The sequence below is a fragment of the Microcoleus sp. CAWBG58 genome (genome assembly GCF_020883045.1).
Classification (GTDB): Bacteria; Cyanobacteriota; Cyanobacteriia; order Cyanobacteriales; family Microcoleaceae; genus Microcoleus.
In genome coordinates this window covers 25,265-46,982 of sequence record NZ_JAHRFA010000038.1, presented here as the reverse complement: position 1 = coordinate 46,982, position 21,718 = coordinate 25,265, and the positions used below count along the sequence as shown (strand labels likewise).

Below are 21,718 nucleotides of genomic sequence, written 5' to 3'. Positions count from 1 at the left end.
TTTTGGTAACGTACAGGGTGCGATCGGAGAGTATAAAACTTTACGATTTATTGAGCATTGCTATTAATATTGATGGAAATATTCTCTGACATTTTTAAAATAGCTGACTGCGGTGCAAATCACCAAAGGGTCAAATGATGCCCGAGGGAGGGACTCAGTTGACAGTTGACAGTTGACAGTTGACAAGACCTCTTGCAAAAATCGGAAAACACCCTGAAATTATCTGCGTTTACCTGTGTTTATCTGTCTGACATCTGCGGTTGCAGGATCGATCGAAGACTTATGCAATCTTGTCTACAGTTGACAGTTGACAGCTTGCCGTGAACGTAGTCGAATGGTTAACCTAGGACATCAGTTGACCTAGAAGGAAGAGGATTGGAGTAATAAATAGTTTTCTTTTTATTTCTCCTTATAAGGGATAGGCTTTAAACCAATTCTTTCTGCTAATTTTAACCGCTCTTCAACCCTTCTGGGTTGGGATGAGAGTTTGTACAGACGCCGTTTCAACCGCCTGGTATTCTGAGCGATCGCGCATCGACGAGCTATAATTGTGTAATCCTCACCCACCTCAAAATTATATGGTTGCAAGTAAAAGCGACACCTACGTCTCCCCCGAAGACTATTTAGCAGGCGAGAAAGTCAGCCCCATCAAACACGAGTACAGACAAGGTGAAATCTATGCCATGGCAGGAACCAGCAAAGCTCACGCCACCATTAGTCTCAATGCAGCAATTTTGTTAAGAAACCATCTGCGGGGAAGTGGTTGTATGCCTTACGTGGCAGACGTAAAAGTTCGGATTGAGGCAGCAAATTGTTATTACTATCCCGATGTAGCGGTGACTTGTGATGAACGGGACAGAAATACTGCTGAAGATTTCATTATCTACCCGCGCTTAATTGTGGAAGTTTTATCGCCGACAACAGCGGCTTTTGACAGAGGCGAGAAATTTGCAGATTACCGCACTTCTGAAATTTTGCAAGAGTATGTGTTAATCAATCAAGAAAGAGTTAGTGTAGAGTGTTTTCGCCGGAATGCAGAGGGTTTGTGGGTGCTTTATCCTTACACTCAAGGGCAAGAAGTTCAGTTGGCGAGTGTTGATTTTAGCTGTGCGATCGAGGCATTGTATGAAGATGCGATATTACTCTAGTTTATCAAAATTGTTCGTAGTAAGGACTTTAGTCCCGATCGACTAAACGGCAGAGGGCGGACTAAAGTCCTCACTACAAACAGCGGACTAAAGTCCTCACTACAAACTTTATTTCTTCTTGCTGGCTTTCCAAGTGCCGCCGTAGAAGTACAAAGCATTGTTTTTGCTTACCAATTCCCAACAGTTAAGACACAGAAAAAACCACTGCCCCGACTCGTCATACCGGGCGCGGTAGAGAATCGGGGCAGATTGGGAACAGCGATCGCAATATTTAATCCTAATTCCTCTGGTCATTGTTTCTCAGTTTCAAGCAATAACTGACTCTTGAGGGCGGGCAAAAATCATGCGGCCCGCGCTAGTTTGCAAGGCGCTAGTGACTACGACTCGGGCTTCGGCGCCGACGTAGCTGCTACCTGCTTCTACGACAACCATTGTGCCGTCATCCAAGTAACCGATTCCCTGAGACGGTTCTTTGCCTTCTTTGCGGATTTTTAGTTCGATCGTATCTCCCGGCAAATAAGTCGGGCGCACTGCATGAGTCAAATCGTTGATATTTAAAACGGGCAGTTTTTGAACGGTAGCTACTTTCGACAAGTTGTAATCGTTGGTGAGCAAAATGCCGTCGATATCCAAAGCAAATCGGACTAATTTAGCATCGACTGTGGCAATCTCTTCGTAGTCAGCCGAGTGAATTTGAATCCGTTCTGGATATGTTTCTTTGATGCGGTTGAGAATATCTAAGCCGCGACGCCCGCGCACTCGCTTTTGATCGTTGGCGGAATCAGCTATCAGTTGCAGTTCTTGCAGCACGAATTGCGGGATGATAATTTGACCTTCGAGAAAGCCTGTTTCTAGCAGGTTTTCAATCCGGCCGTCAATAATGCAGCTTGTATCGACAACTTTGGCACTTGTTGGCTTGAAATTACCTTCGCCTATCAACACTGTGGTGTCTAAGCTTTTGGGGTTGATCAGTCGCAGGAAAGCGCGGCCGTGGGTGTCTGTCAAACTGACGCCTGTGAAGCCGAACATGACGCTGCCCAATACTGCGACTAGGGGTTTGATGAAGCCGAACTCGCGGGGAATTGGCAGCAGGAACAGCGGAGCCAGCATTAAGTTGGCGACTAGCAACCCGATGATTAAGCCTATAGCCCTTGTCAGCAGCATTTCCACCGGCATATCGCGGACTTGCTTTTCTACGCGCCGGTAGGTTGTTTGAGCCACTAATCCCAACACGAAGCCGATTAATGCTCCAAACGAGCCCAGTACCGAACTTAGGCCTTGTATATTTGTAACTTGCTCCAGCAGGTTGTTTGGCAGTAACTCGACTCCGTAATAGCCGATTCCTCCGCCTGCAATTATGAATGAGATAATTATGATTGCGTCTAGCATTAGTTCTAGGTTAATGAATGTGTTTACATTATATCTTTCGAGTGCTGATAGTTTTTTCGTAGTTGCGATCGGATATCGCTATCTTTACTCACCAATTTTTATGAACTTATATTTCACGCCTGTAGTGTAAACAGGGATACGCTACCCGTGCTTCGGGACATCGATCGCGCCCCTTCACGGGCAGACATGAGGTGCCAATAGACCGCCCTGCCAAGTGTTCGGGAATTGCTGCCCGTCGCCATCGCTAGGATATCGAGCTAAAATAGGCGTAGCTTGCGGGGCCCGACGCCATCGTTAGCAGTGCGTTATTGCTAAGAAAATGTCATAATATACATAATTATTTATCACTGTTTAATTAAAACTTTAGATTTGAAGTTGCACTTTTGGCTGGAAATGTAATGAACCATACCACAGATTATTTAACATTTGAATTCCCAAAAAGTGGGCAGGTGTCAAATTTCGGCATTCCCAGTTCAGCTTACCTGCACGTACCTTTTTGTCGCCGCCGCTGTTACTACTGCGACTTTCCGGTTTTTGTCGTCGGCGATCGCAAAAATGGCGAAAATTCCGGCACAATTGTCCAATACGTTGCCGTACTGTGTCAAGAAATTCAAGAAACTCCAAATTTAGGCGCATCTCTAAAGACAGTTTTTTTTGGTGGTGGCACGCCTTCGCTACTTTCTGTCAGTCAATTGAGCCATATTTTAGAAACTCTCGACGGCAAATTTGGCATTGCTGCTGGGGCAGAAATTTCAATAGAAATTGACCCTGGAACGTTTACTTTAGAACAGTTGCGGGGATATGCCGCAGCGGGAGTAAATCGAGTTAGTTTGGGAGTGCAAGCTTTTCAGGATGAATTGCTGCAAGCTTGCGGGCGATCGCACTCGGTGGCAGAAATTTTGGAAGCAGTAGAAATAGTGCGATCGGCTGGGATTGTCAATTTCAGTTTAGACCTCATTTCTGGACTGCCGCACCAAACCTTAGAACAATGGGAAGCTTCCCTAAAATCAGCGGTAGCAATTAGCCCGACTCACCTGTCGAGTTACGACTTAATTGTTGAACCCTTAACTGCTTTCGGGCGATACTTTGAAGCAGGTTCCCAGCCGCTACCAGCCGATGAAACTGCTGCTCAAATGTACCGTTTAGCGCAGGAAATTCTGACTGATGCTGGCTACGAACATTACGAAATTTCCAATTACGCTCGCGATGGCTATCAGTGTCAGCACAACCGCGTTTATTGGGAAAATCGCCCTTACTACGGCTTGGGGATGGGGGCGGCGAGTTACGTGGAAGGCCGGAGGTTGACAAGGCCTCGCAAAACTCAAGAATATTATCAGTGGGTGCGAAATCTTTCCGAGACAACTTCTGCTGCTACCGCCCAACTGGGGGGGGAAACCCAGACCGATATTCACCCAGCAATTGAACCCAATTTTCAAGTCTCAGACAATGACGTTTTGTTAGAAACCCTGATGCTAGGTTTCCGTTTAGCAGCAGGAGTTAGCCTGTCGGCGCTGACTGAAAAGTTTACTCAGCAAACTGTCGATCGCATTTGGCATTGCTTGCAGCCATACTGGCGGCAGGGATTGGTGGAAATTGTGAATGCTGGGGCGATCGCCACTTTAGCCGAAGGTGAAAAACTGCCGCTTTCGGGAAATTTAAGATTGAGCGATCCCGAAGGTTTTTTGTTTTCTAATACAATTTTAGCCGACTTGTTCAGCAAGTTAGGAGAGGATAATTAGCTTATGTCTTAGGAGGTATACACAGCGCTAAGGCGATCGCCCGTCCAGCCAAAGCCAGCAATTCGACAATAACAAAATTAAATTGCTCCCTGGGTTTATAAGGTCAAAAATAATAGGTTTTATATCGATCCCTTAATAAAACTTAAGTAACGAACTAAGCCTTAAGATAGACGCAGCGACTGAAATCCGGCTGTCATACTTGAGAGTGACGATTTAAAAAAGATCTTGATGGAAACCCTGACTCTCGAACGCCACAATATTCCTAGCAATCCCAATCAGGCAATTAGCGATCGCGGCTGCAATCAAACTTCTAAGTGTAAATTTTGCGGTCACTACAAGATGCAAAGAGGTGCCGTGGGTCACTGTCAATTGTTAGGCGCACCAGTGCGAGGAGGATGGAAATCTTGCACTTTAGCACTGCCGCCTTTTGCACCTTCTTGGGAACAAGTGGAAGGCGCCACTATTTCCTCAGGGACATTTATTTATTAATTTATTAATTAATTATTAATTAATCTAAAGAATGTCGGGAAAAATTTGATTTTGACAGGCGAGCGGATATATATTAGACTGAGGCTGGTGACAGATACCTTGCACAATTTCACAAACAAGTTAAAAACATGAATATGACACTTACTCAGGTAATTTCGGAACGTGATGCGCGTATTTTGTGTTGGTATCTCAATACTACTAGCCAAATGCAAATTGCTCGGATTACAAATATTCCGAATTGGTATTTTGAGCGGACGGTGTTTCCGGGAGAACGTTTTTTGTTTGAAGCGCTCCCGGAAGCTCAGTTAGAAGTTTGCAGGAGTGCCGAGACGGGTGCTATTGTGTGCGAGCGAATTTTGTGCGATCGGCTGCGAGTTGAAGAATTAAACGCACCTGATTAAACCACATAACAAATCGTAGGGTGCTTAAACAGTTGACAGTTGACAGTTGACAGTTGACCAAAGGAAAGCTACCTCTACACTAAAATTTTTTCGTAGGGTGCGTCAGGTGTGAAATTTTGAATCACCACCCAAAGTCTGAGGCTGACGCACCATTATTGATGTCGCGTGCGATCGAGATAACCGCACTAATATTGGTTCGTAGTACGGACTTCAGTCCGAAAATCCTGCCGAATGGGAGAGTGCACTACAAACTGTTTTTGTCGTGGCAATCCACCAGAAATGAGATGATTCCCGGCGTGCGTCAGCCTGAGATTGTTGGTTTGCCAGCAAAATCTTCCTAGCTGACGCACCCTACCCGATCGCGAATTTAACTGATAAAATTAACCGCTCTTAAATATTAAAATCCCATGTCCCTCACCGAAAAAATTCTCTCCCAAGTGCCGGGAGACGCCCTTGGAGGCCTGCGAAAGGTCGATCGACTCTGGGAAAACCTCAAACAAAACACCGCCCCAACACCGGCAACCGTCAAACACAGCCAACAACCCCTAGAAACCCTCGACTTCGACATAGTTATCAGCGGCGCAACCCTAGGAATATTAATCGGTACAGCCTTAGCAGTACGCGGTTGGCGAGTAGCCTTACTCGAACGCGGCATCCTGCGAGGGCGCGAACAAGAATGGAACATTTCACGCAAAGAATTAGACACATTCTTAGAACTAAACTTGCTTTCAGTTGCAGAAATAGACAAAGCAATTGCCACCGAATACAACCCAGCCCGCATCAGCTTTAGCAACACCCCCGACATCTGGGTTCGCGACGTACTCAACATTGGCATCGACCCTATTTACCTCCTCGAAACCCTCAAACAGAAATTTCTCCATTCCGGAGGAAAACTATTTGAAAATACACCATTTAAAACAGCCACAATTCACCCCAACGGAGTTATAGTAGAATCAGAAAATACCGATTCACCAAATCTCAACACTGCATTTACAACCAGATTATTATTAGACGCAATGGGACATTTTTCGCCCATTGTCCGCCAAGCCAGACAAGGCAAAAAACCCGACGCCGTATGTTTAGTAGTCGGCAGTTGCGCCCAAGGATACCCCAAAAATGACACTGGCGATATCTTTGCATCCTTCACCCCCATGCAAAATCAGTGCCAATATTTTTGGGAAGCATTTCCCGCCAGAGACGGGCGCACGACTTACTTATTTACCTATATAGACGCCGACACAGAAAGATTTAGTTTAGAAACATTATTTGAAGACTATTTGCGCTTGCTTCCCGAATATCAAAACGTCGAACTCGAACAGTTAAAATTCCAAAGAGCACTCTACGGATTCTTTCCCTGCTACCGCCAAAGCCCTCTAAAAATGCCTTGGAATCGGATACTTCCAGTCGGAGACAGCAGTGGCAGCCAATCGCCCCTCAGCTTCGGCGGTTTCGGCGCAATGGTGCGCCACCTCAAACGCTTGACTTTTGGAATTGACGAAGCTTTAACCAGCGAAAGTCTAGACAAAAATTCCCTCGCACTTTTGCAACCGTATCAACCAAATCTATCAGTTACTTGGTTGTTTCAGCGTTCGATGAGTGCTGCGATGAATCAGAAAATAGACCCCAATCAAATCAATCAACTTTTGGCTGCGGTATTTGGGATAATGGAAGAATTGGGAGAACCAGTGCTCAAGCCTTTTCTTCAGGATATCGTTCTGTTTCCGGCTTTGTCGCAAACTTTGTTTAAAACAGCAATTAGCCATCCCGGATTAGTGATGAAAATTATTCCGCAGGTGGGGATAGCTAATTTGCTCGATTGGATGGTTCATTATGTGAATTTAGGAATGTATACGGGATTGCAGCCTTTAGGGAAAGCGGTAGAACCGCAGGTGAAAAATTTAGGAACCCAGCAGCAATACTATTTTCACCGATTGGTTGAAGCTTGGAAATACGGCGCTGGAGGGGATTATTGATTCTCAGTTTTTTTATTCGCAATCAGCACTTTCTTTTGCGCGAAGGTACGTAGTTGCCAGCTTTGCACTGTTTCCTAAGGAATGAAATTTAAATAAATTCGGCATCTTCAGATCCGCCGACTTTCCGGGCAATAATTGAGAGAAAAACGTTGCTTAATTTATTAAATTTTCATTCCTAATCTTATAAAGAGCGCTTAAGCGCAACTACGTACCTAATTTGTCTGACGACAATAAAACTGGGTTTGTAGTGAGGACTTTAGTCCTTCTTCTGTCAAGGACTAAAGTCCTCACTACGAACCTTTTTTACTATGATAATCGAGCGGACATGATTTTACTGGACACTTAGCCTGGAAGTTAAATTAATCTCTTGTGGAACGGGCCGGAGAGCCCGTACTGATATATCAGTTGTGAATGTTATGCGGGCGCTATAACTGCTAAAGCTTGGGGAATGACTCGAAATATTGCAGGCGTTTGAGTGGTAATTTCACCGTCGGTATTAATCGGACGGCGCTTGCTAGTATTGATCTCAAATTCTTGAGCGTGCAAGGCGCGAACGTTTGGCCAACTGTTATGATTTCCTTGTCTCATCGCTGGCAGTAAAGCAATGATTTCCCACCTATGTTTTGTCTCCAAACTATACAAATCGAGCCGCCTGTCGTCGATGGTGGCATCTTCGGCAACTGTCATGCCGCCGCCGTAATAGCGGCCGTTGCCAATGGCTATTTGAATAGTTTTAACATTAAAACATTGGTTGTTGACATTAATTTGCGCTCTAAACGGTCGCGATTCCCAAATTGTTTGCAAAGCGGTAAAAGCATAAGCTAAAACTCCCCAGCGCTGCTTGGCGTCTTTAGTCAGGCGCTGGGTAATTTGCACGCTCAATCCTAAACTCGCTACATTAAAAAAATGCTGGCCGTTCACCCAACCTAAGTCTATGAGCCGAACTTTGCCGCTGGCAATTAATTGACAAGCTGCGGATAAATCTGTAGGAATTTTCAGAGTGCGGGCTAAATCGTTGGCAGTTCCCATGGGCAAAATACCTAAGGGTAATTTAGTGTCTATCAAACCTTCTATGGCGCAGTTGAGTGTGCCGTCGCCTCCGCCGACGATGACTAATTCGACTTGATTTTGGTGGCGCCGAATTGTGTCGGAAATTTGATCGGCGCGATTTGTTGATTCTACAATTAAGTCAAAACCAAGTGCTTGTAATTTTACAGTGGCTTGAGATAACAGGTTTTTACCTTTGCGGGAGTGCTGGTTTACTAAAAGGAGAGCTTTTTTCATGGAGAATTGGGAATTGGGAATTGGAAATTGGGAAAAATAATTATGTTACGGTTGGGTGTGGTTGTTTTTATCTTGGTTGTCTAAAAGTTGCGATTGACTGCGATTTGGGTTTTTCAAATGAAGAATTTAAGAGGTAATACCAATTTAATGGGTCGTTGCACATATCTCGATCCCCCTAAATCCCCCTTAATAAGGGGGACTTTGAGAAGAATCTTATTCCCCCCTTATTAAGGGGTGTGCCAGGGCGATCTGAATTCTACGGGGCCTCATAAAAGATTGGCATAAATGACTTAAGTGCATGAATTTAATGCTTTAATTACATTATACCTATGGTGATGGATTGACATTAATCTTAAATAATTGATAATTGTAGCAAAAGATTGCTGAAAAGTCTCTCGCATTCTGCGCTAGCTGTCATCTACCTTCTTGAAGCTAAATTAAAATCATGTCGAATATTTTAGAACAAGCGCAGGCTGCTGCCGATCGCCAAAACTGGCCTCTTTTAGTGGAATGCTTGCAGCAAGTGACAGCAAACGGCAGTCAGCAGCCGGAAGCACATATTTTAGAACAAGGTGTCAGTTTAGCAATCGCAGCCTTAGAATGGGGGGATTTTCAAGACCGCTGGGAAATTGCTAAAGTATTGCCCAATCTGGGAAATGCCGCGATCGCACCTTTAATCGCTGTGCTCGAAGACGAAGATGCAGATACAGAGCCCCGCTGGTTTGCCGCCCGCATCCTCGGAAACTTCGTGAAGCCTGGCTATCCCGAAGGAAATCGCCCGGAAGTGATGGAAGCTTTAGTCAAATTAATCGAAAATTCCGATGAAGAATTGAGCCAAATTGCGGCGGAAACCCTAGGAAATTTCGGCACGAGTGCGATCGAATCCCTGACAAATCTCCTGCAACAACCAGACTCGCGACAGTTTGCTACAGCAGCCCTCGCCCAAATTCGGCGCCCCGAAATTATCGCACCGCTGTTGAGTGTAGTCACAGATTCTCAAGTTGCGGTGCGTGCTTGCGCTATTGAGGCGTTGAGTAGTTTTCACGACTCTCGGATTCCGCCAATACTGGTAGGTGCACTCAAAGATCCGGCGACAGCAGTCAGAAAAGAAGCCGTGCGGGCTTTGGGAGTGCGCGCCTATTTAGATGCAGAATTAGATTTAGTTAAGTTGCTCAAACCTTTGCTTTGGGATATCCGTTTAGAAGTTTGTCAGGAAGCGGCGATCGCAATTGGGCGACTGAAAACCGATGCGGCGGCGGCGGCTTTATTTGAATTGCTGCGATCGCCCGCAACTCCCCTTGAATTGCAAATCGAAACTGTGCGCGCCCTCGGCTGGAGCGAAACCACTGCCGGTTTAGAATATTTGCAAAAAGCGCTGATCTGGCGATCGGCTGCTGATTTGGAAGGCGAGACATTGACAAGTAATTCTGCAATTCCAATTGTCGGCGAACACCGATTAATTGAAAACATGAATCCTGCTGTTTGTCAAGAGATTGTCACTGTTTTCGGGCGAGTGGAAAAGCTGGAATTAAAAGCCAAAGCTGCTGAAATTGCGATCGATTTGCTCTCGAGCAATCATCCCGCTGTGCAGTCTTCCCAAATCAAACAATCTTTGGCTTTAGCGTTAGGACAATTAGGAGATATCAGAGCTTTAGATGTGTTGGTTCAACTGTTGGCAGATGCCGATAACAGCGTCAGACTGCATAGTTTATCAGCACTCAAACGGCTGGGTGGGGGAGAGGTTCGACAGCAATTAGCAAGTTTAGTCGAGCAGGAAAGTCTCGAACCCAGATTAAAACAGGGAATTGCGATCGCCCTGCAAGAATGGCAAGAGAATTAGGGAATGAGAATTAAATAACTTACAATTTTATGGTTCTTGTGGGATGGGCATCCCGCCCGTCCAGAAAGACGGGCAGGACGCCCATCCCACACACTTGTGGACATTATTTAATTTGCGATTCTAAGAAGCATACGCCAAATGGAATTCACAAAACTCTTCAACCACTTGGCATAGGTTTTGTCTGTGTAAGCGCGGTTTCAACTGTCAACTGTCAACTGTCAACTGTCAACTGTCAACTGTCAACTGTCTTCTTTACCTGCGATCGATCGGCAATCGCACCGCAAAAGTCGAGCCGAGTCCCAGGCCGGGACTTTGGGCCCAGACAGTGCCGCCGTGGAGTTCCACGAGATGGCGGACGATCGCCAATCCGAGTCCCAGCCCGCCGTAATTGCGTGTAGAACTGCTGTCAGCTTGGCGGAAGCGATCGAACACAAAGGGCAAAAACTCCTTGCTGATGCCAATTCCTGTATCGGTAACGGCGATCGTCACAGAGCGAACCGGAGACGGAGACAACATCGCACTAGGAGCCGATCGCGGTTCCCCCTCAAACGAGAGCCTGATTTCCACGCTACCGGACGGTGGCGTAAACTTAATGGCATTCGAGACCAAATTCCACACAACCTGCTGCAAACGAGTAGCATCGCCCCTCACCAAGCTCACCCCTTCGCCATAAAAAGTCGCCAATTCAACTCCCCGAGCTTCAGCATCAGGGGCGAGCGCTTTGACTGCGGTTTCTACAATCGGCACCAAATCCACGGGGCGCAGCTTCAAACACACTTTGCCACTCACAATCCGGGAAACGTCCAGCAAATCCTCAATCATCTGAGTCTGCAACCGCCCGTTTCGCTCGATCGTCTCCAAACCCACAGCCGTTTTTTCGGCACTCAACTTGCGCTGTCGCAGTATCTGGGCCCAGCCGACAACTGCATTCAGAGGCGTCCGCAACTCGTGAGAAAGCGTTGCCAAAAACTCGTCTTTAATCCGGTTGGCCTCCGCGGCTTCCCGGTAAAGCCGCGCATTATCGATCGCCACCGCCGCATCCCGCGCCAAATCCGAGAGCAAAATCAAATCGCCCTCGCAACAGCGGCGGCCGGACTCTCCGCACAGCAACGAAATCGCTCCCAGCGTCCGCCCGCGAGCGATCAGCGGCACGCAGATTGCCGACAGCGGGTTCTGGTAGCACAGCACTTCCAACAGTTCGTTGTCCGACAGCACCGCCTCGATCGCCCAATGCGGTATTTCTGGGTAGAGCTTCGATTCTCCAGTCCGCAGCACCTTTGCTACTCCGTGGCGTCCCTGGGGGTCTACCGGCAAACGGCGATTGATTTGCCACAACAGAGCGACTTTGCTCGGATCTGAGTGAGCAACTGCTTGCAAGCCGATCGAGCCGTCGGCCTCGATTAAATGCACGCAGCACCAATCCCCCAGCCCCGGTACTGCTAAATCTGCCAAATCTTGCAGCGCCTGTTGGTAATTCAAAGAAGCCGATGAGAGGACAGCCAAAGCTCGGGCGCGCAAATCCGCTGTGGCGGCCGATCGCTGGCGATCGTCAATATCAGTAGAAGTCCCGAACCACTTGAGGATGTTTCCGCCAGCGTCCCGTACTGGCATGGCGCGACCCAGATGCCAGCGGTAAACCCCGTCAGATGCCCGTTTCAAGCGGTATTCCACCTCGTAGGTCTCCCCCATCTGCACCGACTCATTCCAGCGTTCCAGGCAATTTTCCAAGTCATCTGGATGTACCACTGGCTGCCACCCCCAGCCTTGAGTTTTTTCTAGGGTCAAACCGGTGTATTCAAACCAGCGTTGGTTGTAGTAGTCGATCCAGCCGTCAGGCCAAGCAGTCCAAACTATTTGGGGGATAGTTTCTGCGAGGATGCGGTACAAATGTTCGCTAGCTTCGGCTGCGCGACGGGCGGTTTGTTCCCGCGCCCAAGCCTGATTTCGCTGTTCTTCGGCCTCTTTGCGATCGCTGATGTCGCTAATGACGCCGATCCATTTCCACGGATGGCCTTGTTTGTCAACAACTACTTTGCCCCGATCGATCCAGTGGAGCAAGCCACCACCGGAGCATTGCACGCGGTATTCCTGCAAAAATGGGGCAGTCCAATTGTCTGGCGCGCTCAAATATCGATCGACTGCGGCCTCGATTCGCGATCGGTCTTCCGAATTTAAAATACTGTTCCAAGCTGCTCTCGTCCTCGGAAATCTGCCTTTTTTGTACCCCAAAATTTCATCTACACGACCAAACCACAGCACGATACCGGTCTCGATATCCCATTCGTAAATTAAATCGCTAGCACTTTCTGCCGCAATCCGAAACCGCTCTTCTGACTGTCGCAGCACTTCCATAAACTTAAAGCGTTCCGTCACGTCCAAAACCAGAGACAGCATCGAGATTAACTGTCCAGAATCGCTGTAAAAAGCCGAATTGTGCCACTCGCAATGCACCAAAGAACCCGACTTATCATAATTGCTGTTGCGAACGACATTGCACCGTTCGTGTTGGTTTTTCAAACTCTCAATTGCCGCTTGTACATCTTTCACATCGCCGTCAAAAATAAAGTTCCATTCGCTAAAATGCTTGCCTAAAACTTCTGTTGCCTTCCACCCAAAAATCTTTTCAGCAGCCGGAGACCACCCACTGAGGCGAAAATTTTCATCCCACTCAATCACAGCTAGGGGCGTATTTTCAAAATGAGAAGTGAGTTTTTGCAGGGCGTCGCCCAGGGATGCTTCTACTTGCTTGCGGTCAGTAATATCGCTAAAAGAAATAGCCATACCATCGCCCAATTTAACGGTCATAATCCGAAACCAGCCGACAATGCCTTCGCTGTTGTAAGAAATCTCAGTATTGAGGGGAATTCCTGTTTCTACAACTTGCACGTAACTATCGAACAAACCGCTATCTTGATGACCGGGCAGCACTTGCAGCAATCGCTTTCCGACCATTTCGCCCGGAGTGCTTTGCTGAATTTTGGCAGCAGCGGGATTGACGTATTCCCATTCAAAATCGACAATTTTGGAACCGTCTCGAATGCTGCGAAACACGTTAAATCCGTCTAGAGATAATTCCTGAAAAGCGCGAAAGCGTTCTTCGCTTGCTTGCAGCTTGTTGGCAATTTCCAGCAGGAGTTGTTGAGTTCCCTCCGACTGTGCTATTTCTAGGAGCAATTGCTGGTTAATCGGCCCGAGTTCGCTGCTGGGGGATAGGACGGGATTTTTAATGGTACAGCCAGCTTGCGGTCGATCGGCCTTTTGAGTTTCCAGCGCTGTATTTGCTGCTAATTGTGTCGCCCGCCCCGCAGCCAACACTTGAAAAAGCGAGGGCATCAATTCCAACACAGCCCACACAGAAATGACAGCGGTAACGGCGGCGAGCAAACTTGACAGCGCGTAGCTGGGATGAACCAGCATCGAAACTTGCATCAGGTGAGTTGTCCCACCGCAGAAAAACCCAAGTCCCAATAGGATAAAACCCTTGCTTGCAGGCACGTCCCGCTGCTTCGTGGCAAAGTAGATCAGCATCGCTGGAATTGAGTAATAAGCCAAGGCAATTAACAAATCGCTCACCGCGTGCAATCCCACTAACTGCGATTCCCACTCTTCCCATCCACCTTGGCGCATAAAATTGTGGTTAAATGACATAATCTTAACAAAATTCTGCATTTCGCCTTACCTGTGCGATCGATCGTACTTCCACTTGTGTTGCTGACCCGCTAATTCCTAGTCTATAGCTGGTAAAAGTATAGTCATTTATTACATGACATGGGAGGCGTTAAATCCCTCCCCCTTCACTTTTACTTTGAGCGGATTAACCCGCCTCGGCCCAACTACGCAGATCTCTATCCCATTGCTAAACGCATTTGGGATTGCTTTTCTGAGGATGTTGTAAGAACCGTTCACATCAGAGTTAATTAATTGACCGGCTAATGTTCTGTATAATCCTCTTTTGATTCGCCTGCCACTAAATATGACATCCAAAGCGCCAGTAGACCCGTACACAGGAATTGGATCTAGATTCAAGAAGCTCGATTTAGACGTGTAAGATTCTTCTTGCACTATCACCTTAATTCCCACCAATCGAGCTTTGTATTCCAACATCTCAATTAGTCGAGCGTGAGGAATGCTGACAAAGTTTTGATTAGTTCGTTTTCCCAGGTCAATTTCTGTTTTCCACTGTGCATTTTTGCCAATTACTAGCGTCCCAATTTGATGAGTTGTCAAAAGTTCGACTATTAATCGACTTGTGTGATGCAAGTAATTATCGACTTTTTGGTTGCGACACCGGGTTAAGCGTTGAATGCGTGATGAGGTTTTGCGACTACCTTTCAATTGAGACTGCAATCGCGATGAGCGTTTATTGTAGAACTGGTTAATTGACTTCAATGGTCGCCCGTTAATCAACAAAGGAATAAATCCCGGTTGATTTGAAGTTAGCGCCACTAAATTATTCAGTCCTAAATCGATACTAGCTACGAACTTGCTATTACTCGCGGTGGGCTCCTGTTCATCATAAATTACCTCAATTACATAAGCATCGCATTTGGGAACCAGTCTGACTTGGCAGATTCGTTCGGGATTTACTTTGGTTTTGATTAAAATCTCAGTACCTGACAGCTTAATGATTCCTTTCTTCAGTTGCTTGCTGCTAATCGCCTGAATTGTATAAACTAGGATATTTCGACCTTTGACTTTATCTTTGTACTTTGGCAGTTTTGGAGGGCCAGTAAATTTAGAGGAATCTTTTTTGTAAGCCTTGAGAGCCTCAAAAAATGATTTCCAGTTTTTGTCTAACACCATCAAGATTTGCTGGCTTACTTTAGCTGGCAGGGCTTTGTATGCCTCGTGGGACTTCATCAAGCAATTCATTTCGTTGTAGCCGACATAGCCCCATCCATAAATGAAACTCTGACGAATGACGTAGTTGGCCGCATTGTAGAGATTTTTTGATTTAAAAGCTAGTGTGTCAATTTCTGTGAAACGATATTCCGTCGATTTAATGATGTGCCTTTCTGTTAGCTGCATTTAAGGCTTCCATTTTTTAACCTATGTGTAGTTCACTCGACCACCATGATAATATCATACTACCATTGTTTATAATTTCTTATAAACTCAACGAAGTTTTACAATACACAAAAAAACCGAAAACAACAATAACTTTAGGCAGGGGATGAAAGTTCATCGCAGGTTTCTACCGGGCGGCAAGATTTGGACATTTGTTGACAGTAATAAGGAGAGTCAGATACTATAATCTTGAAAAACATACGATCTAAAATGCTGGCTTGCAATTTTTAATGTTATCAAAAAAATAACTAAATTCCTCGAACAAATCACTATCACTGTACAGTCAATTAAACCTGTTTGGGAATGAGAATTAAACAACTTACATACAATTTGATAATTGTTGTGGGATGGGCGTCCCGCCCGTCTCTTCTGGACGGGCGGGACGCCCATCCCACAAATAGATATAAATTATTTAATTTGCGATCGTCAGTTGCCAACTTGAAAACATCGATCGCTCAATTTTGCTCAACAGAATCGTTATGATTGATAAAATTGCCCGTTCATATAATATAATGGATTCAATAGAGGAGAATGGAATAGTCTAAGTCTAATTTAGCCTAATAAATCCTAACCGAGCAAATTAATTTGTAGAGCCAAGCATCCGGCTCTGGCACCGAAATCAAAACTAATCTGCACCTGTATCAAGCTGTACTAAATTATTCTACTCAATCGGTTAATGTCTCTAATGTCTCTGACGATCTCCCAGTCAAATTTCTCAAACCATCTCGAATTAAACATCCATGCGCTTAGAGCAGCTTCAAGCATTTCTTTCAGTTGCTGAAACCGGTAGCTTTCAGCAAGCAGCCCGGAAGTGCGGCGTTACCCAATCGACTATTAGCCGTCAAGTGCAGGGACTTGAAGCGGAGGTGGGTTTGTCGCTGTTTCACCGCACCGCCCACGCCAAGCTGACAGTGGGAGGGGAACGCCTGTTACCTCACGCTCGCAAAATCTGTCAGAGTTGGCGAAATGCTGCGGAAGAATTGGGAGACTTGCTGGCGGGAAAGCAGCCGGAACTTTGCGTGGCTGCGATTCACTCGGTTTGCGCTGCTTATTTACCGCCTGTGCTGCAAAGGTTTTGTCGCAGCTATCCTGAGGTGCAGTTGCGCGTGACATCCCTGGGAAGCGATCGAGCTTTGAAAGTTCTCAAAGACGGTTTGGTGGACATCGCAGTGGTGATGAACAACCGCTATTTTACTCAAGCTCCGGAAATGTTGGTTGAGGTGCTCTACAATGAGCCGATCGAGGTATTAATGGCAGCAAATCATCCCCTGGCCCAGTACGATCGAGTACCTTGGCCGGAATTGATTTGTTACCCGCAAGTGGTGTTTAAGGACGGGTACGGAATGCAGCGCATGGTACAAGAGCAATTCGGACGCATCGGTGCTAAACTTCATGCTGTTTTGGAACTCAACACTCTCGATGCTTTTCGAGGCGTGGTGCGCCAGGGAGAATTGATTGCTTTGCTGCCGCATTCAGCTTTGCTAGACGCTAAGGGCGATCGCACTTTAGCAATTCGCTCGATCGCTCAAGAAAGCGCAAATTCCAAGGTTTCGGCGATCCTCTTCGAGGGCTTCGCTAACGGACAATCGGCGATCGATCCGACTTGGACTCGCGAAGTGGTGTTGGTAACAACTCACGATCGAATGCAAATTCCGCCGATCGCCCATTTCTGGAATCTAGTACGGGAACTTGTGCCACCACGTGATGTCATCAAAGTAGTAAAATCCTGAAATTAATATCTATTTCTAATTGAGATTTGAAATTTGAGATTTGAGATTTGAGGGCGTCACCAATTACTAATAACCAATAACAACAACCAACAACCAATGACGACTAACAACTAACAACTAACAACTAACAACTAACAACTAACAACTGACAACTGACAACTGACAACTTCCCAACTTCAATAATTATGAGTGACGCATTTAGAGAATTGCTGCGAAAAATTGGCAGCGGAATACACACAGGAGAAAACTTAACTCGATCGCAATCAGCAGCAGCCACGCGAATGATGCTGCTAGGAGAAGCAACACCGACTCAAATCGGAGCTTTCATGATTTCCCATCGCATCAAACGGCCCACCGGCGAAGAATTAGCCGGAATGCTGGATGCTTACGAAGAATTGGGGCCAATGCTTGCCCCTCCCAACCGAGAAAAAGGATTTGCCGTTTCTAGCGTCGCCGTGTTTGGCGTAGCCTACGACGGGCGATCGCGCACCGCTCCAATTAGCCCAATAACAGCCCTAATATTAGCCGCCGCTGGCGTCCCAGCCCTCATGCACGGAGGGGAGACAATGCCAACCAAAGAAGGCATTCCCCTAATCGAAATTTGGCGCGGTTTGGGAGTTGACTGGAGAAAACTTAGTTTAGAAAAAGTCCAGCAAGTTTTTGACAATACCGGTTTAGGTTTTGTTTACCTTCCCAAGCATTTTCCTCAAGCCGCGAGTTTAGTGCCCTACCGCCGCGAAATCGGCAAACGGCCGCCTTTTTCGACAATGGAATTGATGTGGTGTCCCTGCGCCGGCGACGTTAACGTCATCTCAGGCTACGTGCACCCGCCTACAGAGGGTATGTTTCAAGCAGCCTTTGAGTTGCGGGGAGTCAAGAATTATACCACAGTCAAAGGATTGGAGGGCAGTTGCGACTTGCCGCGCGATCGAACTGCAATTATCGGCATTGCTAAACCGGGCGCCGAGTTCGAGCGAGTGCTTTTAGCCCACGGAGATTACGGTTTTAGCAGTACAAATCCCGCCTTTGAATCAGCATCTGAGTTATTCAAACAAATGCAGGAAATTTTGTTAGGAAAACCCTCAGAACTGATGCAATCTGCTATCTGGAACGGCGGATTTTATCTGTGGCGCAGTGGTGTTTGTGGGGATATGGATTCTGGTTTGATTGAGGCAGAAACCTTATTAAGTAGCGGTCAAGTAGTGCAAAAACTTGAGGAAGTTAGCAAAGCAGTCAGTGCTTTGAATTGAGGATAACCAATCAGGTTTACTACCTATCGTCTACTCTAAATAGAGCAGATTGAGAATCAGGTTCGTCAACTCTTAGCCTCCCACTTCTGACCAATCACCAATCACCAATGATTAATGAAATCGGGTGCATCTGGTTGTTGAAGAGGGCGAAGCATGACCGCATATAAGTTATTAATTATAATCTCATATTGACCGAGGTCATGCTTCGCTCCTACAAACATATTTGCCTTGCGCCAGATGCACCCATGAAATCTGACTGTCAACTGTCAACTGTCAACTGTCAACTGTCAACTGTCAACTGTCAACTGTCAACTGTCAACTGTCAACTGACCAATGACTAACCATAAAATAGCAGTAATTGTACTCGCAGGCGGTCGAGGTTCGCGGATGGGTACGGATAAAGCTCTCCTAGAAATTGAGGGTAAAAGCCTGTTGCAGCGGGCGTGTGAGGTTGCAGCAGCCTTAACGCCACAAGTATATGTTTTGACAGCCTGGCCCGATCGCTATCGATCGACCGCAACCCAAAAATCCCAATTTCTGGTAGAGTACAATCCGGGCTCCGGCCCCTTAGTCGCATTGACTCAAGGACTGACAGACATTTCTGCCGACTGGATTTTACTGTTAGCTTGCGACTTGCCCTTATTAGATTCCCGAATCATTGATAATTGGGCGAGTAAATTAACAGAGTTTCCCCCATCTACCTTAGCAGTTGTCCCCTATCAAAATTCCCGCTGGGAGCCATTATGCGGTTTTTACCGCAAACAATCTCTATCCAGCTTGCAAAGTTTTATTGACAAAGGGGGAAGTTCATTTCAAGAGTGGTTAAATCAAATCCAAGCAATCCCTCTACCCGTAGGCGAACCAGAAGCACTAATGTTATCAAATTGCAATACATCACAAGAGTTTGAGCAATTAAAAGGTAAAATCGTTGACGGTTGACAGTCTGTAGGGGCGGTGCCCCCGTGCCCGCCCTCTTAGTTGATAGTTGAGTTACTAATGACTAATGACTAATGACTAATGACCAATAACCAATAACTAATGACTAATAACTAATAACTAATGATTAACGAATATTGGTTGCTCGATCGCGAAATCACATTCCTCAACCACGGATCCTTTGGAGCCTGTCCGATTCCCGTACTGGAAGCACAAACCAGTTTTAGAGAACAACTCGAAAGAGAACCATTGCGCTTTTTAATGCGGGAATTTGAGCCGCTGTTGGATCATGCCAGAAATCAGTTAGCCGCCTTTGTCGGTGCAGGCGAAGAAGAGCTAGCCTTTGTGCCGAATGCTACCACTGGAGTCAATGCCGTTTTGCGATCGCTCTCTTTCAATCCCGGCGACGAATTGCTAACCACAAATCAGGAATACAACGCCTGCCGCAACACACTAGATTTTATCGCAGAGCGCACAGGCGCCAAAGTAATAGTAGCAGAAATACCATTTCCCATTGAATCGCCCGAACAAATTATTGAAGCAATAATTAAATGTGTTTCCCCGCAAACAAAACTAGCCTTATTAGACCACATAGTCAGCCAAACAGGTTTAATTTTTCCCATCAAACAGTTAGTCGGCGAATTAGCTAATCGCGGCGTGGATGTCTTAGTAGACGGAGCTCACGCGCCAGGAATGGTAGCACTAAATTTAGCAGAAATCGGCGCCGCTTACTACACAGGAAACTGCCACAAATGGCTTTGCGCGCCGAAAGGTGCAGCTTTTCTGTACGTGCGGCGCGACAAACAAGATAACATTCGGCCAACTACCATCAGTCACGGCGCCAACTCACCGCGCGCCGACAAATCGCGCTTTCAACTAGAATTTGACTGGATGGGAACAGTCGATCCAAGTCCCTATTTGTGCGTACCTGTAGCCATTGATTTCATGGGTTCTTTGTTGAGCGGCGGCTGGCCGGAATTGATGGCAAAGAATCATGAATTAGCATTGGTTGGGAGACAAATATTAGCAGATAAATTAGATTTGCCGCTGCCTTGTCCCGATGAAATGGTGGGATCTATGGCAGTTGTACCCCTTGCAGATTCCAACTCCGATGCAGCTACAAATGGAGGAATTCCACCCTTACAAGAAGCGCTTTGGCAGATTTTTAAAATAGAAGTACCGGTGATTCCTTGGCCGGATACTAGCAAACGGCTGGTAAGGATTTCAGCTCAATTTTACAATACCTTGCCACAGTATGAATATTTAGCGAAAGCGCTATTTGAGCTAACAGGACGTTGACTAAAAGTTTCCCCCAAACACCTAACCCTTAACTAGAGAAATCCTCAAAAAAAAGGTAAGTTGTTGGGCTTCAGCCCTCCGAAGAAAGGTACGTTGTTGGGCTTCAGCCCTCCGAAAATTTGTGACGAATGACAAGTTACGCAACAACTGCTTTTACCGAATATACCTCAATACGCTTGGGTTAAAGCTTTGAAAGGATTTTAATCTCACGAATTTACAGGAAATACAAGCATCTTTTAACAGCCTAACTATTCTTAACTGAACCGTATTGCTGTATAATCTACGGTAAGAGGGCTGAAGCCCAACAACGTCCGCGAATCTTTCTGAGAACCGCTATATATCAAAATAATCTACGGTAAGAGGGCTGAAGCCCAACAACGTACCTTATCTTTCTGAGAGCCACTATATCAAAATAAATATTGCAAAAAATTATATTTAAAATATTCACTATCTAAAATTAAGCAACTAATACGAATCCGCCAAAACTGGAGAAATATAAATAGTAGGCGAGCATTTATAGGAATACGGCAATGCCGTCTAACTCACAGAACAGCGAGTTTTAATAATTGGCACAATATTAAGAATTGTAGCAATTTATTTTAAATTGGTATTAAAACATAGCGCTCTAATCGGATTGTACACAACTTCCGCCCCACCGAATATAATGTATCAAGACTTGCATTTATAGCCTTTCTCAAAAAAATGAGGTATGACTGACAGCTTATATAACCAGTTAAACCAAGAGGGCTGAAGCCCAACAACGTACCCGATCTTTCTGAGAATCGCTATATCCCCAAAAAACAAAATAAAAAGAGGAGAATACGATGTCAAATGCCATGATGGTAATTTTCCCCTATCGCGAACAGTATACCTGGGTTTTTGACGACGAGCGAGCCGGACTTGTCCGAGAACCATTTGTTCAGGGCGTCCCGGAAATGATTAACGTACTTGTCGCAGACATTCCCAATGCCGATCGAGGTTTCCGAATGTTATTTTCAGCCAATCCATTTCCCGGATATCAAGCAGAAATGGTCTGGTTTAAAGCAGAATACGGCGGTAACTGGTATCGGTGGGAAGCCAAAAATATGGAAGGCTGGCTGTGCCCGGCTTTGTTTAAATACTTTCCCGAAGCACCCCCCAAGTTTTATTGCAAAGCTGAAAAAATGTAATAAT

19 protein-coding genes are annotated in these 21,718 nt (G+C 46.0%); 13 read left to right on the top strand and 6 right to left on the bottom strand.

The window, feature by feature from the left end; translation table 11 throughout:
• Positions 1-63: 63 nt before the first annotated feature.
• Positions 64-198 (bottom strand): hypothetical protein, encoded by a 135-nt coding sequence (locus QZ918_RS18120; protein WP_293337338.1) that lies wholly within the window; start codon positions 196-198, stop codon positions 64-66.
• Positions 199-578: 380 nt separating this feature from the next.
• Here QZ918_RS18120 and QZ918_RS18115 point away from each other — a divergent pair, with 380 nt between their 5' ends.
• Positions 579-1,148 (top strand): Uma2 family endonuclease, encoded by a 570-nt coding sequence (locus tag QZ918_RS18115; RefSeq protein ID WP_293337336.1) that lies wholly within the window; start codon positions 579-581, stop codon positions 1,146-1,148.
• Positions 1,149-1,256: 108 nt separating this feature from the next.
• Here QZ918_RS18115 and QZ918_RS18110 read toward each other — a convergent pair whose 3' ends face one another.
• A complete protein-coding gene (locus tag QZ918_RS18110; protein WP_293142902.1) occupies positions 1,257-1,442 on the bottom strand; it encodes a DUF8622 domain-containing protein in 186 nt (61 codons plus the stop codon).
• Positions 1,443-1,454: 12 nt separating this feature from the next.
• Positions 1,455-2,537: a PIN/TRAM domain-containing protein gene (locus tag QZ918_RS18105; RefSeq protein ID WP_293142905.1), complete on the bottom strand. Its 1,083-nt coding sequence runs from the start codon at positions 2,535-2,537 to the stop codon at positions 1,455-1,457.
• Between the two features lie 398 nt (positions 2,538-2,935).
• On the opposite strand from QZ918_RS18105, the gene hemW reads away from it, so the two are divergent.
• The 5 genes from hemW to QZ918_RS18080 all read left to right on the top strand — a co-directional run bounded on the left by hemW (position 2,936) and on the right by QZ918_RS18080 (position 7,139).
• Positions 2,936-4,276, top strand: coding sequence for a radical SAM family heme chaperone HemW (gene hemW, locus QZ918_RS18100; RefSeq protein WP_293337334.1), 1,341 nt, complete (start codon positions 2,936-2,938; stop codon positions 4,274-4,276).
• Between the two features lie 228 nt (positions 4,277-4,504).
• Positions 4,505-4,765, top strand: a complete 261-nt coding sequence (locus QZ918_RS18095) for a hypothetical protein (protein WP_293337332.1) — start codon at positions 4,505-4,507, stop codon at positions 4,763-4,765.
• A gap of 128 nt (positions 4,766-4,893) precedes the next feature.
• Positions 4,894-5,166 (top strand): DUF1830 domain-containing protein, encoded by a 273-nt coding sequence (locus QZ918_RS18090; RefSeq protein ID WP_293337330.1) that lies wholly within the window; start codon positions 4,894-4,896, stop codon positions 5,164-5,166.
• A 116-nt stretch (positions 5,167-5,282) separates the two neighbouring features.
• Positions 5,283-5,507 (top strand): hypothetical protein, encoded by a 225-nt coding sequence (locus tag QZ918_RS18085; RefSeq protein ID WP_293337328.1) that lies wholly within the window; start codon positions 5,283-5,285, stop codon positions 5,505-5,507.
• A 66-nt stretch (positions 5,508-5,573) separates the two neighbouring features.
• Positions 5,574-7,139: an FAD-dependent monooxygenase family protein gene (locus QZ918_RS18080; RefSeq protein ID WP_293337326.1), complete on the top strand. Its 1,566-nt coding sequence runs from the start codon at positions 5,574-5,576 to the stop codon at positions 7,137-7,139.
• Positions 7,140-7,553: 414 nt separating this feature from the next.
• On the opposite strand, the gene QZ918_RS18075 is transcribed toward QZ918_RS18080, so the two are convergent.
• The gene (locus QZ918_RS18075) at positions 7,554-8,423 is read right to left on the bottom strand and encodes a lipid kinase (RefSeq protein WP_293337324.1); all 870 of its coding nucleotides are present in this window, start codon (positions 8,421-8,423) and stop codon (positions 7,554-7,556) included.
• Positions 8,424-8,868: 445 nt separating this feature from the next.
• Here QZ918_RS18075 and QZ918_RS18070 point away from each other — a divergent pair, with 445 nt between their 5' ends.
• Complete coding sequence (locus QZ918_RS18070) at positions 8,869-10,263, top strand: HEAT repeat domain-containing protein (protein WP_293337322.1); 1,395 nt, start codon at positions 8,869-8,871, stop codon at positions 10,261-10,263.
• A 252-nt stretch (positions 10,264-10,515) separates the two neighbouring features.
• Here the strand turns inward: QZ918_RS18070 and QZ918_RS18065 are convergent, their stop codons facing one another.
• Both QZ918_RS18065 and QZ918_RS18060 read right to left on the bottom strand, forming a co-directional pair.
• Positions 10,516-13,911, bottom strand: coding sequence for a sensor histidine kinase (locus QZ918_RS18065; RefSeq protein WP_293337320.1), 3,396 nt, complete (start codon positions 13,909-13,911; stop codon positions 10,516-10,518).
• Positions 13,912-14,022: 111 nt separating this feature from the next.
• On the bottom strand, positions 14,023-15,291 hold the full coding sequence (locus QZ918_RS18060) for an RNA-guided endonuclease InsQ/TnpB family protein (protein ID WP_293337318.1): 1,269 nt from the start codon (positions 15,289-15,291) through the stop codon (positions 14,023-14,025).
• A 779-nt stretch (positions 15,292-16,070) separates the two neighbouring features.
• Here QZ918_RS18060 and QZ918_RS18055 point away from each other — a divergent pair.
• The 6 genes from QZ918_RS18055 to QZ918_RS18030 all read left to right on the top strand — a co-directional run bounded on the left by QZ918_RS18055 (position 16,071) and on the right by QZ918_RS18030 (position 21,714).
• Entirely contained in the window at positions 16,071-17,060 is a 990-nt protein-coding gene (locus tag QZ918_RS18055) for a LysR family transcriptional regulator (RefSeq protein ID WP_293337316.1), read from the top strand.
• A gap of 185 nt (positions 17,061-17,245) precedes the next feature.
• Positions 17,246-18,310, top strand: coding sequence for an anthranilate phosphoribosyltransferase family protein (locus QZ918_RS18050; protein WP_293337314.1), 1,065 nt, complete (start codon positions 17,246-17,248; stop codon positions 18,308-18,310).
• Between the two features lie 200 nt (positions 18,311-18,510).
• Complete coding sequence (locus QZ918_RS18045; protein ID WP_293337312.1) at positions 18,511-18,651, top strand: hypothetical protein; 141 nt, start codon at positions 18,511-18,513, stop codon at positions 18,649-18,651.
• The gene (locus QZ918_RS18040; RefSeq protein WP_293337310.1) at positions 18,644-19,249 is read left to right on the top strand and encodes a molybdenum cofactor guanylyltransferase; all 606 of its coding nucleotides are present in this window, start codon (positions 18,644-18,646) and stop codon (positions 19,247-19,249) included. The genes QZ918_RS18045 and QZ918_RS18040 overlap by 8 nt, the downstream gene beginning before the upstream one ends.
• A gap of 120 nt (positions 19,250-19,369) precedes the next feature.
• Positions 19,370-20,545, top strand: a complete 1,176-nt coding sequence (locus QZ918_RS18035) for an aminotransferase class V-fold PLP-dependent enzyme (protein WP_293337308.1) — start codon at positions 19,370-19,372, stop codon at positions 20,543-20,545.
• 824 nt (positions 20,546-21,369) lie between these two features.
• Entirely contained in the window at positions 21,370-21,714 is a 345-nt protein-coding gene (locus QZ918_RS18030; protein WP_293337306.1) for a DUF6717 family protein, read from the top strand.
• Positions 21,715-21,718: the final 4 nt, after the last annotated feature.